This is a genomic window from Dyadobacter sp. HNCC25DJ184, from assembly GCF_056895215.1.
On record NZ_JBXHAQ010000018.1, the window covers coordinates 1 to 17,048 of the forward strand.

Sequence of the window (17,048 nt, forward strand, 5' to 3'; positions counted from 1 at the left end):
GGAAGGCATTGTAAAGGACAGTGCTTCATCTGAAACATTGCCTTATGCAACCATACAATTATTAGATACTAAATATTCTTCTCAAGCGAACGCATTTGGATATTATTCTCTTCGCGTCCCAGCGGGCAGCTATACTGTCGTCGTGAGCTACTTAGGTTATAGTTCTAAAATAACCAAGTTTAAATTATCCTCTAATATGCTCTGGAATGTTAATTTATCTTCGGCCACGGACACGTTAGATGAAGTCTCTGTTAAAGGGAATAATATCACAGCTGATGTAGTAGCAGGAAGAAACAAAATCAACATTGCTGACGTCCAAAGACAGATGTCTTTTGCAGGCGAGCCTGATCTATTAAAAGCAATACAATTTTTACCAGGAGTTAAATCTCCCAGTGAGGCTACTACGAACATAGCTGTTCGTGGTGGGAGTTATGATCAAACATTGATACTACTTGACGGAGCGCCAGTTTACAATCCTAGCCATGCCTTAGGTTTCTTTTCGATGTTCAATACGGACGCAATAAAGGATGCAGAACTATATAAGGGCTTGATCCCCGCTCAATTTGGAAATAGGTTATCGTCGGTAGTCGATATACGCATGAGGGATGGAAATGTAAATAACTATGAAACTAAAATTGGAATTGGGCTTATCGCAAGCAGAATTACAACTGAAGGACCTATTAAAAAAGGTCTGAGCTCATTTATTGTATCAGGTCGCTATAGTTACGCCGGCAGAATACTGAATGGACTAGGCTCGGCAATGAAGAATGTTTTCAACATTTATGACGCGAAGGATTTTTCTAAGGGAAATAAGATAAATTTTTACGACCTGAATGCCAAAGTCAATTTTGGAAGCAAGACAGGAAAAGATCGCGTCTACATTTCTGCTTATACTGGCGGTGATGTCTTTAACTATTATATCCTTAAAGGGAACACATTGATGGATTGGGGAAATCAAACGGTTTCATTGCAATGGAATCATTTATTCAACAATCGCCTCTTCATGATCACAAACGTTTCGTATAGTAATTACGGGTATCACTACCAAACATTAGATGACAGCCGAAGATTTGACTGGAGCGCCAGTCAAAGAGAAGTCAACACAAAAGCCGAATTTAACTACACGGTTTCTACATCATATGCTATAAATTTTGGAATTCAAGTATCCAGAAATAACAATCGGCCAGGCGCAATCAAACCACTTGATACATTGTCAGTAACGAAAAAGTCGAGCATTTCCATGAAGCAATCTGTTCTCCCTGCATTGTTTATAGATAACACATGGAATCCCAACTCTAAGATAAAGACATATGTAGGATTACGTCAAAGCATTTTTAGCCTGTTAGGGCCACAAACAATATATCAATTTAGTGATGGCATAAATCGAGTAGTGCTTGATTCCACATTGTATTCGAAGGGCAAAATCATTAAAACATATTCCCTTCCCGAACCGAGACTTGGACTAACTTGGTTTATGTCGCCAAACAATTCCATTAAATTTAGTTTTAATCAGACAGCACAATATTCACATTTATTGTCAAATTCATCGGTGGGTTTGCCAACAGATATTTGGATACCTTCAGGGACCTATCTCAAACCACAGACTGCCAGACAGTTTTCCCTAGGATATTATGCTTCATTACAAAAAGGAAACTATGGACTTACGATTGAAAGTTATTATAAGACGCTAAAAAATGTCATTGATTTCATCGACAACGCGGATCTATTTTTAAATCAAGATATTGGTGCAATCGTCAGATCCGGAACAGGCCTGGCGTACGGCATAGAATTTATGCTAAATAAACAGAATGGTCATTTAAGATATCAAATTGGGTATACCCTTTCCAAAACAACGCGAACAATTAGGGACATCAACAACGGTAATCCTTATCCTACCCGAGATGATAGAAGACATGCACTTGCTCTTACTGGTCTGTACGCAGCTCCATTCAAAAGGGTCGAGTTTTCTGCAAATTTTGTTTTAAATAGCGGTGCTCCGATTACATTACCATCTGAGACATTTTTATACCATGATGCGCTATTTTACTCCTATACAGGACGCAATCAATACCGATTACCAATTTACCATCGCCTGGACGTTTCCTTTATTCTAAAAAACCGCCCTAAGGTTAATGGGGAGGGATCTTGGACATTTGGAATTTATAACGTCTATAATAAAAAGAATATATTTTCTGCCGTAGCACGCGCACAGGATTATAGTGGTTTTCAAGTTTATCAAATTGCCGGTTTAACTGCCTACGGAATCGTACCTTCGATAAGCTATTCGTTCTTATTTAGGTAGCGTAACCATTCCGTATATAAAAACCAAGCGAAGAGATCTTTGTGAAACAAATTGTGTTGTTGTGACCTCGAAAGAACTAGACTTAGAATTAGAAGGTTTGCATAAATACTTTCAAACCGCAATATTTGCTCAAGGAGAAATATCACTGAATCGTTATATGAAAATTACAGGAGCCCCTTGCTCTTCATTGACGGACAAATCCAGTCTATTCAGCGGTATCACGGTGCCGAGACCGTTAAAGATTCATCATTTGTGCATTTGCGAGATCTGAAGGCCATATACGAATCTGTGATGTAGTATTCCAGACAACAGTCATTCTGATGCTGGCCACCTAGTGCTCACTTCTTCAATTCATTAATCTTATCTAAAAAAGCTAAAATCGCTTGTTCAAGATCGTAGAGTGACTGCATTGCACTGCGTACGAGAATCATATTCTTTTCATCACATTTGTAGCAAAATGCTCCATAAGCGTGGGCCTGACTAAGATCTATACATTGCTTTACTGCGGCAATTGCTTTCTTTGTTCGACCACGTTTCAAGATCATCGGTTCATCGAACTGAAATCCGGTTTGGCACCGAAAAGTAGCAATTTTCAAAGGTTCCGGCTCCTCAGTCTTGACTAGATAGTTTATTTGGGAGCTGACCCCAAGAACGCCTCTGTCAATTTCAAAACTAAATGAGAAAACTCCGAAGTAAATGGGAAATCAACTTAATAAGAATCAAAAAAGTAAGCTACTACATTCACTACCAGTTAATTGAGAGAATCCTTTTCTTTTCTTCTAAAAAAGTTCTCATTCCGTATGGAGATTATTGAAAACATTCTCAATAAGTAAGGTGATTTTCTCACGACTGTGGAGAAAAAATCAAATTATTTCGCGATTATTTCTCATTTAGTATGGAGATTAACATGACTCTTCGGCCCGCTCTTCTGCTACCTCATGAACCGGCTCCCCTAACAAAAATCCATATGGCTCCAGTGCCGGAATAGCGTCGAAAACCACTTTTAGAATGGCGGTAATTGGTAATGCCAATATTAAACCCGAAATCCCCCATAATTGACCTCCAAAAAACAGCGCAACGATTGCAGCAAGGGGATTAACGCTCACCTTCGAACCGACGATATTCGGCGTGATAAAGTTGCCTTCCAGAAACTGCACAAAACTCATAATTCCTATTGCCCCAACAGCGTACCACGGCGAATCCATGGTGAGGATAGCTAGTAAAGCAGGCAAAACGGATCCGATCAAAATTCCGATATAAGGTATCAAAATAAGAAAACCTGCCAGAAATCCGAAGAAGATGGCGTGAGGTATACCAAGCGCCAGCAGTCCTATACTATTGAGAACACCCACGATTAATATCACCAAAAACAGCCCGGAAAGGTAACTTTGAATAACTTCATATATTTTTTTCAGAACATTATTCAGATTGTCGACAGCCACACTTTTGAAAGCTTTGTGAACAAACATCCTGAAAAAATCCCGGTAGAGCAGGAAGAAGAAGATATACAGAGGGATCAATACAAATGTCGATATTGCCCCGGTCGTCCCCACAAGCGTATTAAAAACCACTTCCCTACTTTCGCCCAAAGCGTTGATCAGGTACTTCTTTGCCTCGCTAACCTGCTGCGACCTGCTTACGTTGAGATATTGCTCTCCCATGGCAAGCATTTTATCCAGCAGCAATTCTGCTTTTTCTGTAATTCGAGGCAGTTCGTCGCCCAAACTTCCCAACTGAATCGAAACTACGAAAACTAGCACGGCTAACACTCCAATCAGAACAAGAATACTTAACAGAATAGCCGCGATCCGGGGAATATTCTTCCTTTCCAGCCATGAGCAAACCGGATGAAGTAAAATAGCTATCAACACCGAAAACACCAGTGGAATGATAATATCACTCAGCGTAAAAAGTATGTATACCAGGCTGATAAGTGCCACCAGAACGCTGGCAAGCTTTATGTAGAACGGGGTTTCATTATCTTTGTTACTAACGGTTCGTAATGAGGGATTCATGATGAGTAAATTAGCGTATTTTTGGTTTGGAGTGAAGGTCTTTTTTTGTACTTGCCAGCCAGATCACCGATTAAATGGAATTGACAAAATCCATGCTGAATACAAAATTAACAAAATAGGCAAGCTATCTGCGTCGGTATCTGAAAGTTCGGGAGTTGTCTGGGACCATAAGCGCAAATCGCTTTTCACGATGAATGACAGTGGAGGAGAGCCCTTACTTTACGAAATGGATTCCTCCGGTAATCAAAAAGCACAAATAAAGGTCTTAAATGCGGTCAATCGCGACTGGGAAGATTTGGCTACTGGCCCCGACAGCACCATTTTTATCGGCGATTTTGGTAACAACGGAAATAACCGAAAAGATCTGACTATTTATAAAACCGATTTGCGACAATTGAAATCCGGCGAAATCCCCGCTGAAAAGATTCAATTTAAATACAGTGATCAGCATGCTTTTCCTCCAAAGGCTGCAAATCTGAATTTCGACTGTGAAGCATTTTTCTATTTCAAAGACAAGCTGTATTTGTTTTCCAAAAATCGAAGTAAAGAAAATCATTTCGTTAAACTTTACGCTTTGGATGCCAGCAAGGGAATTCGAGAGGCGATTGTGCAGGATAGTATTAGCATTGGTGCACAGGTAACCTCAGCCGACATCAGTCCTGATGGAAAAACCTTTGCTCTTCTCACTTACGGTAAGATCCTGCTGTTTCAAGTCAAGCATGCAGAAATCAATTTTAGTAATCCGATTGGTTGTTTCCGGTTTTCTCATTTGCAATCAGAAGCGATTGCCTTTATTAATAATAAAGATATGATAGCTACAAATGAGCAGGGACAGGTGTTCCTAATTGCACGCAGGTAATGTTATCTTTATGTTAATATTGGCATTATCAGTGTAATAAAAGTATCACACCCAGTAATTTCGGCCTGATTTTAAATAAACTACAAATGAGCTCTTCGAAAGGAAGTACTTCTGTTCCAAAAGTATTAGTGGTGGATGACGATTCGGATATCGTGGAATTGTTGGAATATAATCTGGTTAAAGAAGGATATTCGGTAGTGACTGCATCAAACGGGAAGAAGGCATTGGAAATTACCAAAAACTTTATTCCTGATCTTATTTTACTGGATATCATGATGCCGCAAATGGATGGCATCGAAACCGGAAGAATGCTCAGACAGAATCCTGATATCAAAAATACCTATATCTTATTTCTTACCGCACGCTCTGAAGAATACTCGGAAGTTGCCGCATTTGAAGTGGGAGCAGACGATTATATCACCAAGCCCATCAAACCCCGGGCTTTAATGAGCCGGATCAACGCCCTGTTCAGAAGAGAGGCCCAAAAGGCCGAATCTGGTGACCAAATTGAAATCCTGGATTTGACGATCAACCGTAAAAATTATACCGTTACCCAAGCCGGAGAAAAGTCGACCGTATTGCCGAAAAAGGAATTTGAACTCCTTTTCTTCCTCGCTCAAACCCCGAATAAGGTTTTCAGCCGGGACGAACTTCTTCAGAAGATATGGGGTGCCGATATTTACGTTTTGGAAAGAACTGTTGACGTCCACATCCGAAAACTTCGTGAGAAACTGGGAGATACCTATATCAAAACGCTTAAAGGTGTTGGATATATGTTCGCGGACGAGGTCGAAACGGCCTAACTTTTTTAGTCAGGATTTGATGGGGACGCCCAGTCGGGGACGCCTAGTCGGGGACGCCCAGTCGGGGACGCCCAGTCGGGGACGCCCAATGGCGGACGCCAGGTCATTGATCCTCCCCCACTGGAAGCTTCTGCAAACTAATTCTTTGTTTCGAGACGATCTTATTCCTCTTTCTTCTCCTTTTTTCGGAAAGCCAGTTTAATATTAACTTCTCCGCCTTCGTCCACCGCGCGTAAGAATACGTTTGCGCCATTCTTCCTTGATTCGTTGTGAGGAACCAAGACATAGGTAGAATCCCGTTTCTTGAGGTTGCTGAGCGGAATTTGAATGTTGATATTGGTTTTTGACCCGAAACTGTACACGCCGTCTATATAGAGCGTCATCACGTTCGACTCTATCTCCAACGGCTTGATTTCTATTTCCTGGCCTTTCAAAACGAATTCCGTTACAATCGGGGCGAGCTCAACCGTCTCAAAATTTCGCTTTTTAAAAATTAGCTTTTTCATTTTTAAGAACGGCTCGAAATTAAGGATATACCCGTTTCTAAAATCAACCTTCAAATCGCCACGCATGCTGGATGGTACCAGTTTAACATCATTCGTGAGTCTTGATTCAAAATTGAAACTAGTGTTAAGCACTCCTTTAATATTTTTGTGCGTAACCGTCTTTTGTCCAAAATTATTGAACGAAGAAAAAACAGAATTAACACTTGCATTGATCACCTTGCCCCTAAAACTTGCCTTAGGAAGGAGGTTAGTACCCGAATTATCCAGCTCACCCGACACCTCAAACGATCCTTTACCAAACGCATCCATCGAAAAGCTTTTGATTCTCATGGAATTATTGGTAATGACAAAGTCGCCCGATACGTTCGTTCCATTAAAGCTTTTATAATTCAGGTGCTTAGACCGCAGCCGTGCTGCTATTGACATATTGTCGATAACATCATCCAGCAGATCCGACAATTTCAAACTTTTTCGTTTCTTGTTTCGAACCGGAGACTTGGAAGCAAGGAGAGTTTCCAGCCAGTTGAGTTTCCAGGTAGGAATATTAATATCCACCAGAGCGCGCAAAGGCCGCGGGGAACCAAAGAGGAAAGGAATCAAATCCAAAACCTGACCCTTGATATAAAGCTTATTCATCCCGTCATCAAATGAGAATGATGGAAAGACTACCGCCTTTTGATTAAATACAAAATCTCCGTTAATGTCTTTCAGATGTACGCCACGTGGCAAATAATCTATCGCGATATTCCGGACACTTACTTTGCCATACAAGTTGCCATCTAAATCATCCTTTTCTGGAACATAAAACTTCTTAAGACTCCCGTCAAAATGGAAGTCGATCTGGGCAGTACCCTTCTTAAATTTATATCTGTTTGGATCAAGCACTCCATCCAGATTGATAGAATCGGCCCTTATTTCTCCGTCAACAACTGCCCGCGGATCTTCAAAATTCGTAACCGCAAATTTAATTTGGAAGGGGAGCGACTCAAACATACCCTTAGTATCCGTAGACGTCATTCGGGAATTTAACGGCCCGGGTGCCTGTGTAGTATCTGCCTGATTTGTGTAACGCGCAGAGAGTTGCACCTTTTTTAACTGACCGACCGGCAAAACAAATGTGAAAGGGGCCGTCTTAAATTCCAACTCTGTGTGCGGCTTTCCGGGTTTAGAATTACCCGCAAGTCTCACATCAATAGCCACTTTCGTTTTAATATTCAGCGAGTCAATTTTCTGGCTGAGAAATTTTTGCAGAAGAGGCAACGCATGACTTACCTCAATACCTTTGCTGTTGAAACCCAGTTCATAGTGCTTTATTGAGTCGGCCAGATCCACTTTCCCCCGAATGCCTATCTCATCATTTTTTAACGTGAAAAGTGTAGATGGCAAGATCTTCAACAAACGTTTATCCTCATTGTAAGTCAGATTTAAGTCGACCCTGGTGTCCTGATTTGTTAAAAAGCCTCCTTTTTCGGGTTTGAAAACCAGCCCTTTGAAAAATATTCTGCCACCAAAGGTGATACCGATAGCGGTGTCATTCTTTGCAATCTGATTTTCTGCGTCGATGAATATCGCACCATAATGCTTACCGGATGTTGAGTCGTAATAGGTGGCTTCAAAGCTCGTAAATCTTGTTTTACCAAATCTGTTAATCCAGGTGTTGAGGTTATCCTTACTTTCCTCTTTTTTCGTTTTCTTCGGACTTCTAAAAATGGAAAGATTGGAGTATCCATCCTTCCTGACAAAAACCCTCAGTCCGCCATTCTGAAGGATCAGGTTTTTGACAATAATTTCCCCTTGAAAGATGCTGTTTAAATCTACCGCAACGTTAATACGTTCGGCCATTAAAATCGGGGTATTGTGGCTTTTGTAAAGGGTATCCACAAGCTGGACATCGTACAGGGTAAAATTCAGTCCATAACCACCTGTAAATGGTCTGAATTTGACATCGCCAATGGTAAGTTCCCCATTTAGGTTATCATTTACAGCCTCCTTCGCTTTTCGAAAAATCTCATCCTTGTTGCGGTATATCCACACCTCACCTGCTCCGAACAGAAAGACAATCACGATTGTGAGAATACCGAAACCTTTAAGGAGCTTTGCAAACATTCAATTTAAGAGAGAAGGAGATTATATTAAACTGTGTGTAACATACTAAGAATTACTATTCTATAAAAACCGTTCCCCTTTCATACCATCAGGCACATATAATTTTTCAAATCAGTATATAGAATCACATGTGCATGACAGGCATCTCATGTTTGCGTCAGCAATCTTCATATTCACCGCAAAAAATATTACTTTTGCGCACTCTTTTGAAATAGAAAGAGATAATCAATTTAATATAATAGAAAGGTCAATAGCCAAGCCTCTCCGGGTTTGTCGACAACTGTCTGCGGTTGTTAGCCTGACTTCAAGAAATATTCAAAACCATGCTTTTAAGCGAACAGGAAATACTACGTCGTCAGAAAAGAGAAGAACTGATTAGATTAGGAATTGAGCCATATCCGGCAGAAGAGTTTGTTGTGAACACCTATGCGGATGACATCCTGAAAAATTACGAAAATCAAAAAATTGACTACAAAAACGTCTCGATGGCGGGTCGTTTGATGGGTTTTCGAATTATGGGAAGTGCTGCATTTGCAGAACTTCAGGATAGCTCGGGCCGAATTCAACTCTACTTCCGAAGAGACGATCTTTGTCCGGGAGAAGATAAAAGCCTGTACAACAATGTCTTCAAAAAGCTGTTGGATATCGGCGATATCATCGGGGTTCAGGGTTTTGTCTTTACTACCCAAACAGGCGAGATTTCTGTTCACGTACAGGAATTCAAGATTTTGAACAAATCTCTGAAACCTCTGCCTGTTGTAAAGAGGGACGAAGAGGGAAATGTTTTTGATGGTTTTACCGATCCTGAGTTGAGATATCGCCAGCGATATGTAGACTTGATCGTAAACCCTGAAGTGCGTGATATTTTCATAAAAAGAGCAAGGATTATCACCACCATGCGATCTTATTTCGATTCGAAAAGTTGGCTGGAAGTGGAAACCCCGGTTCTTCAGTCAATCCACGGTGGTGCGGCGGCGAGGCCTTTTACAACGCACCACAATGCGTTGGATATGGGTTTATATCTTAGAATCGCAACCGAACTCCACTTAAAAAGACTGATTGTCGGCGGATTTGAGGGGGTATATGAATTCGGAAAGCTGTTCCGTAACGAGGGGATGGACCGTACACATAACCCTGAGTTTACGACTGTTGAGCTCTATGTTGCCTACAAAGATTATCTGTGGATGATGCAGATGACTGAGGAAGTTCTTGAAAATGTTGCGCTTGCTGTAAACGGAACCACAAAAGCACAGTTTGGCGATGTGGAACTCGACTTTGCTGGCCCATATCCACGATTGAGTATTACAGACGCCATTGCACAATATACAGGCCTTGACGTAAATGCGCTGGATGAAACTGCTATTCGTCAACAATGCCGCGAGTGGGGTATGGAAGTTAATGAAAGCATGGGTAAGGGAAAACTGATCGATGAGATCTTCGGCGAAAAAGTGGAATCTCATATCATTCAACCTACATTTATTATCGACCATCCGGTTGAAATGTCGCCTCTTACAAAAAAGCACCGGACCAAAAAAGGAATGGTCGAAAGATTCGAACTTTTTGTGAATGGAAGAGAAATAGCCAACGCGTATTCCGAGCTAAATGATCCGATCGAGCAACGTGAACGTTTTGAAGATCAGCTGAACCTTAAAGAGAAAGGAGACGACGAAGCTATGGAAATGGACGACGATTTCCTGCGCTCACTGGAATATGGTATGCCGCCAACCTCTGGAATTGGAATTGGAATTGACCGTCTGACTATGCTCTTGACCAATCATTCCAGTATTCAGGAGGTAATCTTTTTCCCTCAGATGAGACCGGAAAAGAAGGTTGAGATCGCGAAGGAGGCGGATTATATTACTGCCGGAGTTCCGGAAGTGTGGATTCCTGCATTACAAAAAATGAACCTCCTGACCATTGAGCAGTTAAAAGGTGCAAGTCCAAACAAGATATTCAACGACCTGGGCGGAATGCGGAAAAAGCTAAAGCTTGATGCGAAAATGCCAACCTTAGACGAAGTAACTGCCTGGGTATCATAACAAACATGAAAAAGCCGATGGGATTCCATCGGCTTTTTCTGATCCTTACTGCAAAAAAAATAACTATATCTTTTTTACCTGTACGGCGTTAAGTCCTTTTTTTCCTTCAACGACTTCGAATTCTACGTGATCGTTTTCACGGATAGTAAGTCCTCCCAATCCTGTAACATGGACGAAAATATCCCTGTTTGTGTCGTCTTCAACGATAAAGCCGTATCCCTTGGCTTCATTGAAAAATTTTACAGTACCTGTTGGCATAATAGTGAAATAAAAATGAAATAAGGTGAAAATACTGAAGGATTTTCCACGTTTCTAATGTATGCTTTTTGGCTTCTAAACCAAATAATTGAGGGAGGCTCAAATATTTAGCAAGAGAATTTTTTGACATTTATCATTAGGACATAATGATAATAGTGAAACTAGCACAAACTCCTTCAATCACAAAGAAACAAAAATTGTTCGTAAAACAATTTATTTAGGGGAATAATTTGAAAAATTTACTAGTTAGCGGTATTTTAACGCCAATGACTCAAATTTTGTCGAGATAATCGTAAATTCGTATTGAATAGGCTAATTATGAGGCAATTATTGACTATAATTTTATGAATAGACTGCGCTATTTTGTAGAGGATCAGATTTTTGGGGTTTGCGCCAATCTTGGAGAAAAATTAAAGTTTCCGGCGAGTAGCATCCGATTGTATTTCATTTATGCCACCTTCATGACATTCGGCTCCCCTATCATTCTATATCTGATATTGGCTTTTTGGATGCAACTTCGTCAACACTGGCGGAGACACCATAGTCCGACGATTTGGGAGTTTTAGCAGAATTCACTCTCGTCAATTCGGGAAAAGTCTTCTTTCCTAACACAAAATACTCCCAAACCACGCTTCTATAGTAAAGCGGTGCTCTATAGAAGGTGCGCCTTTCGGTTTTAAGAAGCTGGGGGATCATGGCATAAAATGCCATATGTGCTCTGATGATGGCCAGGACGTCAGGAAATGCTCCGGTAGCTACGAATCTTGCACTAGAGATCCCATCCAAAACCATCCTGAAAAACAGCGTTTTCCAACGTCTCCCCTTTGGCAGGTTTTTGAATAACATGATCAAATTGTTTCTGTAATTCAGAAACGTCTTTCCCGGATTGGATTTATGCAGAGTTCCTCCTCCAACATGATATACCAACGACTTACCGGAATAAGTCACGCGATATCCGGCGTTGAGCAGGCGCCAGCATAAATCTATTTCCTCCATATGGGCAAAAAATCTTTCATCAAACCCATTCGCTTTATGAAACGCTGCCGATCTTACGAAAAGGCATGCCCCTGTAGCCCAAAAGACATCAAGCTCATCGTCATATTGGCCATTGTCTTCCTCTCTCGTATCGAAAATGCGACCACGACAAAAAGGATATCCTAAATAATCCATATAACCGCCGGCAGCACCCGCATATTCAAAATGCGTTCGCAGATCATAGGCGCATATCTTGGGTTGGCAGGCAGCAATTCTCGGGTCTGAGTCCATGAAGGAGATCACAGGTTCGATCCAGTTCCTGGTTACTTCCACGTCCGAATTGAGGAGAACATAGTATTCGGATTCTATCTGCTTTAACGCATAGTTATAGCCACCGGCATATCCTTTATTCTCCGAAATCACAATTGTAGAAAGCTCCGGGTAATGGACTGATAACCAAGATAATGAGTCATCAGTTGATGCATTATCTGCAATCCATATCTGGTATCCTTTCGAATGACTTATGATATTGGGAAGAAATTTTTCGAGATAGTGCCTGCCATTATAGTTCAGGATAACTATTGCGGTGTCAGAGGCCATTAATATACTATTTCATCAGACTGCTGAGATCCAAGCCCGGAATATTGGGTAGCATACCGCTTGTTGCCTGTTGAATATGGTTCTTAACTTTCGGCTCAATGGTTTCTAGCGCTTTGTTGACAGCTGCAACAATAAGGTCCTGAAGCATCTCTTTATCAGCCGGATTGATCAAATCAGGATCAATATCCAAACCTACCAAGACTTTATTTCCATTCACGGTGGCTTTCACCATACCTCCTCCGGATTCCCCCGTCTCAATAATTCCGGACAACTGCCCCTGAGCTTCCTGCATACGCGACTGAAGATCTTTCATCTTGCCCATCAGCCCCATCATGTCGGCCATATTTCCAAACATAGCTATCTGTTTTCGTACTTTTGATTACTATCTTAACAGCATAAAAGTACCACTTTTTTCCGTAGTTTGGTTAAACGAGTTTACCAGAACAAGCTTGTATACGTACGAGCCAACTGGTACTTCTTTTCCATTATATGTACCATCCCATGATTCTGCAATACTGTTCGTATTAAACAGCACCTGCCCCCAGCGATTTAGGACAGACATATTAAAAGATTGAAACTGTGTGCCTTTTAATTCCAGCAAATCGTTATTCCCATCACCATTTGGGGTGAAGGCTTCAGGAATGTATACGCTCACATTGGAATTAACAACTATAGTATTTGAAAAGCTGGTAAAACTGCCAGATGCCGAATTCGCTCTGACCTTGTATTCGATTTTCTGGTCTGCCTGCGGTGCAAGAGACATCAGGTAGGTAGTTCGAAGATCTGCATTTATCTGACTCTCTCCGCTGACATCCCCTGTCCGGATAATATCGTATGAAGATATATTATCCAGAAAAGGCTTTTCGGCAATCCATGACATATTTGGAATCTGGGCTGTCAGTAAGATGCTGCAAATTGGTGATGTTGCCGGAAGTTTTTGTCCACAGGCATTCTGATAGCTAAATTTATAGCAGTACGATTTTTCCGAGGTTCTCACATCCAGATCTGAATAATCGTTTTCATTCGAAAGTGTCACCAGTCTTTTGAATAAGGTACTTCCATACTCCGCCCGATCAACCGTCAGCGTATATGTCCCTCTGCCGCTTCCGGGTATATCAGCGTGGAGTTGCACGGATCGTTCGGACACGACTGATACCAGAGCACCACTTAATGGTTGAGGATTGGTTATGACCGTTTTAACTGAAATGGGGGCGGAAGTAGACGTAATTTTATTAGTGATAGCTAAAATCTGATATTCATAATTGTCATCACATTGGACGTCATCGTCATTGAATGAAGTTTTGCTTATATCAGATATCGTTTCTATGAGCGTACCATCTCTGATAAGCTGATATTCTTTGAAATCTGGTTCTGCGTGAAATTTATTCCAATTCAAAACATTCGAGCCGCTTCCGGATGACCCTGAAATTGATATACTACTTACAGGTTCCGTTTCAATTTTTCCACCGCAAAGATCTGTGGAAGAAAGCTTTACCAGATATACTTTATTCGGAGTTAACCCAGCCTGTCTATAGATTTGACTTCCTCCACTGGTTCGCCTGGCCGCCAATTTATAAGTAGCTCCGTTGTCTTCGCTAAAATATATTTCAGTGGCAACGGCCGCAACTCCGGTATAGTTGATCATTAAAGATCCATCTGCCCTCATTTCCAAAGATTTGACAGCAATATTCGACAACTGAGGTTGCTGAAAAGCAACTGGAATTGAACTTATCTGCCCATACGGACAGGCTGTTCCGGGAGCATAAATGCCTTGCAGTTTGATAACAGGAGCATCCGTCGTAGTCGTATAGAGGTGTTCCAGCGTTAAATCACCTCCCTTATTCCAGGTCCCCTTAATCCCGTCTCCCCAATCGATTGAAATATAGTCGTAGCCCGCCAGCACCGCATTGTCTTCCAATGTCAGCTTAATTTTCCCACCCCCGCAAGAGGTGATTGCGGCGGTCAGCGCGGCAACAGAATATACTTTTATCGGCGTGCAAAAATAACCAAAACCCTCAGGTCGGAACACACGTTGAAGTAGTGTGTAGGTACCGGCCGGAACAATGTAAGTCATGGCCGTGACACCATCCTCTTCCGCGACTACTTTAAATCCATTGGTTCCAGGCACAGTTGGACTATATGTAAGGTAATACTCTACGAACTGTGCACCTACATTGGAAGTGTTGGTAACTTGTATAGAAAGTGGATTACAACCTGCTGTTTTATCTACGGTAAAACCTCCACCGCCAAGACTACATAGCCCCTGAGCCTGAACCAAATTCCTGCCCGTAATCTGATTTAATATGAGTACAGAAATTATGAATAGAAATCTTTTCATGTAAGTGTGTATAAATTAACCTGCATAATCATTGATTATGACAGGCCTTCTTAATAAAAGTAATAAATTGTAACAGACGAAATTGAAGAATTGCCCCTTATGCCGGTGGAGAAATAACATATGAGCGCTAAAAGTATTTTAGCGCTTGAATCAAACTTTGATTTTGGAACTACCTGATTAGTAGCAGACTACCTGTCCTAATCAGGGTTCCTCCGATAGAATCAGTTGACTCTATTTTATACAAATAGTATCCGGAAGGTGCCGGAACATCTTTAAGTTTGCCATCCCAACTCTCGGTGATCGAGGAGGATTGAAATACTACACTTCCCCAGCGGTTGAATATGGAAATGTTGTACTTATCAATAAAATAACCTTTTACCTCAAATCTTTCATTGTGAGAATCTCCGTTTGGAGTAAACGTATCCGGAATCAGTAATATCGGATTGGTAACTAAACGGAAAGTATTTGAATAGCTAACGGAGCCATTTGCCGAATACGATTTGACTTGATAGCTGACGATTGAGGATTCATCACTTCCTAAATTAATCGCGTGATTTGTCTCCTTTTGCTTTGGAAGCTGATCCACTAAGTCGCCATTCTTGTCTTTTAATATTAATTCATAGGATTCCAGTTCGCTGAGAAACGGACTTTCTGAAGTCCAGGAAACTCCCTGAATATTTCCCGACAAAAAGACTGAACAAACCGGAACGCTGGGCTCCGACCTAAGTCCGCATGCATTTTGATATGTAAATTGATAACAGTAAGACCTTTGTGACGTTTTTACCCTATCATCTTCAAACGTAAGGTTTTGATTTCCAGGGGCAGATATTTGTACAAAATTCGCATCGGGGCCTTCTGCACGCTCGACGATCAGATCATATGTGCTTGTCAACCCTTCACCGGTCAGGGACACTGTAGTTTCGATTTTGTCTTCTGAAACGACAGAAACAAGAGCATTCTGAATTTTTTCAGGGGTAGAACTGGACGGCTTGATAACGATATCCGGCGAATAAGACCGCACATCATTCTCAATAATAGCTACCACACTGTATGTATAATCGACTCCACATTTTACATCCTTGTCAATATAGGAAAGCGCATCAGGAGTTTTAAAAACCACTACGTCGTTTCTGGTGACCTGATATTCTACCAACCGTTCTGTATTTGGCAAACTATTCCATTCAAGCGAATTGATTTCGTCCAAGGCCAGGGTCCCTTGATTTACTGTTACGGAACTTACGATAGGACTTTCCGAGCGGTTTCCACAAATATCCTGACTGAACAACCTGAACCGATATATCTGATTGATATCCAGCCCACTTATCGTAACTTTTTGGATACCATCCAGATCACTTGATTTGTTAGCCGACTCAAAAACACCGGTTCCCTTATCGATCAACACCTCGGTTGACACGCCGTCTACCCCTGAAAAAATCAAATTCGCCTGGCCATTATTTTGAATTTCAAGGCTTTTTATTTTGATTGAAGACATCATATCAGAAGTTAAGCCAGTTAGTTCCAATGGTTCACTGGTTCTGCAGTCGCCTTCCACATACATGCCTGTTATGATCACCGGATTTGCTTGGTTTGTGCTATACTGATGGTCAACGTAAAGCCTGCCCCCTTTTACCCATATATATTTGGGGCTGCCATCCCCCCAATCCACCTCGATATAATCATATGCCAGTGTAATATCACTTAAAACTATTTTAATCCTCACATGATCATTACAACGAACAATGTCTGCTTCGGGAGCCCTTCCCTCCCTTACCACCACATCGTTACAATACTTTTCGCCATTGTCCCCGACCTGTAAAATGGTATAGGTTCCCGGCTCATTGTAAGTATGAATCGCTGTAGACTCAAACCTCTTACTATCCGGGGCGGCAGTTTGATTTCTATCGAAATCGTAGATATACTGGGGATTTTGCGCACCTGTTGCCGAGTTCTCGACAATAATCGTCTTCGGAAAACAGTGCGCCGTCGGCAAAATTTTAAACCCGCCACTTCCCCCGCAGAAGCTTTGAGAGATGGATTTGCCAGGGAATACCGCCCACAGAATGAATACAATTGTCGGGATATAGGTTTTCATTTACCGCTGAGTGTGTTCAAAAGAAAATTTTGGCCGGAAAGTATAGTTACTTTCTGAAACAGTTCATGTCTTTTGCTTGTTGAACTATAAGTTCAAAAGTAAAGCTTTTCAAGATTAAGGCTTTAACTTTGCATTTTTAACGAGATTTTCAGTGA

13 protein-coding genes are annotated in these 17,048 nt (G+C 41.3%); 5 read left to right on the forward strand and 8 right to left on the reverse strand.

Annotated features, from left to right (window positions below):
• Positions 1-2,302, forward strand: a 2,302-nt coding sequence (locus AC1XUD_RS22555; RefSeq protein WP_483363292.1) for a TonB-dependent receptor, incomplete at its 5' end; no start/stop codon positions are given.
• Positions 2,303-2,640: 338 nt separating this feature from the next.
• Here AC1XUD_RS22555 and AC1XUD_RS22560 read toward each other — a convergent pair.
• Together AC1XUD_RS22560 and AC1XUD_RS22565 are read right to left on the reverse strand one after the other, a co-directional pair.
• Positions 2,641-2,841, reverse strand: coding sequence for a hypothetical protein (locus tag AC1XUD_RS22560; protein WP_483363293.1), 201 nt, complete (start codon positions 2,839-2,841; stop codon positions 2,641-2,643).
• A gap of 363 nt (positions 2,842-3,204) precedes the next feature.
• Complete coding sequence (locus AC1XUD_RS22565) at positions 3,205-4,317, reverse strand: AI-2E family transporter (RefSeq protein WP_483363294.1); 1,113 nt, start codon at positions 4,315-4,317, stop codon at positions 3,205-3,207.
• On the opposite strand from AC1XUD_RS22565, the gene AC1XUD_RS22570 reads away from it, so the two are divergent.
• On the forward strand, positions 4,316-5,176 hold the full coding sequence (locus tag AC1XUD_RS22570; protein WP_483363295.1) for a hypothetical protein: 861 nt from the start codon (positions 4,316-4,318) through the stop codon (positions 5,174-5,176). The genes AC1XUD_RS22565 and AC1XUD_RS22570 overlap by 2 nt on opposite strands.
• Positions 5,177-5,262: 86 nt before the next feature.
• On the forward strand, positions 5,263-5,979 hold the full coding sequence (locus AC1XUD_RS22575; protein ID WP_483363296.1) for a response regulator transcription factor: 717 nt from the start codon (positions 5,263-5,265) through the stop codon (positions 5,977-5,979).
• A 161-nt stretch (positions 5,980-6,140) separates the two neighbouring features.
• Here AC1XUD_RS22575 and AC1XUD_RS22580 read toward each other — a convergent pair whose 3' ends face one another.
• Positions 6,141-8,591, reverse strand: coding sequence for an AsmA-like C-terminal region-containing protein (locus AC1XUD_RS22580; protein ID WP_483363297.1), 2,451 nt, complete (start codon positions 8,589-8,591; stop codon positions 6,141-6,143).
• 323 nt (positions 8,592-8,914) lie between these two features.
• Here AC1XUD_RS22580 and lysS point away from each other — a divergent pair, with 323 nt between their 5' ends.
• On the forward strand, positions 8,915-10,630 hold the full coding sequence (gene lysS / locus AC1XUD_RS22585; RefSeq protein WP_483363298.1) for a lysine--tRNA ligase: 1,716 nt from the start codon (positions 8,915-8,917) through the stop codon (positions 10,628-10,630).
• 63 nt (positions 10,631-10,693) lie between these two features.
• Here the strand turns inward: lysS and AC1XUD_RS22590 are convergent, their stop codons facing one another.
• On the reverse strand, positions 10,694-10,888 hold the full coding sequence (locus AC1XUD_RS22590) for a cold-shock protein (RefSeq protein ID WP_215241359.1): 195 nt from the start codon (positions 10,886-10,888) through the stop codon (positions 10,694-10,696).
• A 344-nt stretch (positions 10,889-11,232) separates the two neighbouring features.
• On the opposite strand from AC1XUD_RS22590, the gene AC1XUD_RS22595 reads away from it, so the two are divergent.
• Positions 11,233-11,454, forward strand: coding sequence for a PspC domain-containing protein (locus AC1XUD_RS22595; protein WP_483363299.1), 222 nt, complete (start codon positions 11,233-11,235; stop codon positions 11,452-11,454).
• Here AC1XUD_RS22595 and AC1XUD_RS22600 read toward each other — a convergent pair.
• The 4 genes from AC1XUD_RS22600 to AC1XUD_RS22615 form a co-directional block, all read right to left on the reverse strand.
• Positions 11,369-12,463 (reverse strand): glycosyltransferase family 2 protein, encoded by a 1,095-nt coding sequence (locus AC1XUD_RS22600; protein ID WP_483363300.1) that lies wholly within the window; start codon positions 12,461-12,463, stop codon positions 11,369-11,371. The two genes, AC1XUD_RS22595 and AC1XUD_RS22600, sit on opposite strands and share 86 nt — an antisense overlap.
• 7 nt (positions 12,464-12,470) lie before the next feature.
• Complete coding sequence (locus tag AC1XUD_RS22605; RefSeq protein WP_483363301.1) at positions 12,471-12,818, reverse strand: YbaB/EbfC family nucleoid-associated protein; 348 nt, start codon at positions 12,816-12,818, stop codon at positions 12,471-12,473.
• Positions 12,819-12,845: 27 nt separating this feature from the next.
• On the reverse strand, positions 12,846-14,801 hold the full coding sequence (locus tag AC1XUD_RS22610; RefSeq protein WP_483363302.1) for a T9SS type B sorting domain-containing protein: 1,956 nt from the start codon (positions 14,799-14,801) through the stop codon (positions 12,846-12,848).
• 169 nt (positions 14,802-14,970) lie between these two features.
• A complete protein-coding gene (locus AC1XUD_RS22615) occupies positions 14,971-16,893 on the reverse strand; it encodes a T9SS type B sorting domain-containing protein (protein WP_483363303.1) in 1,923 nt (640 codons plus the stop codon).
• Positions 16,894-17,048 lie beyond the last annotated feature (155 nt).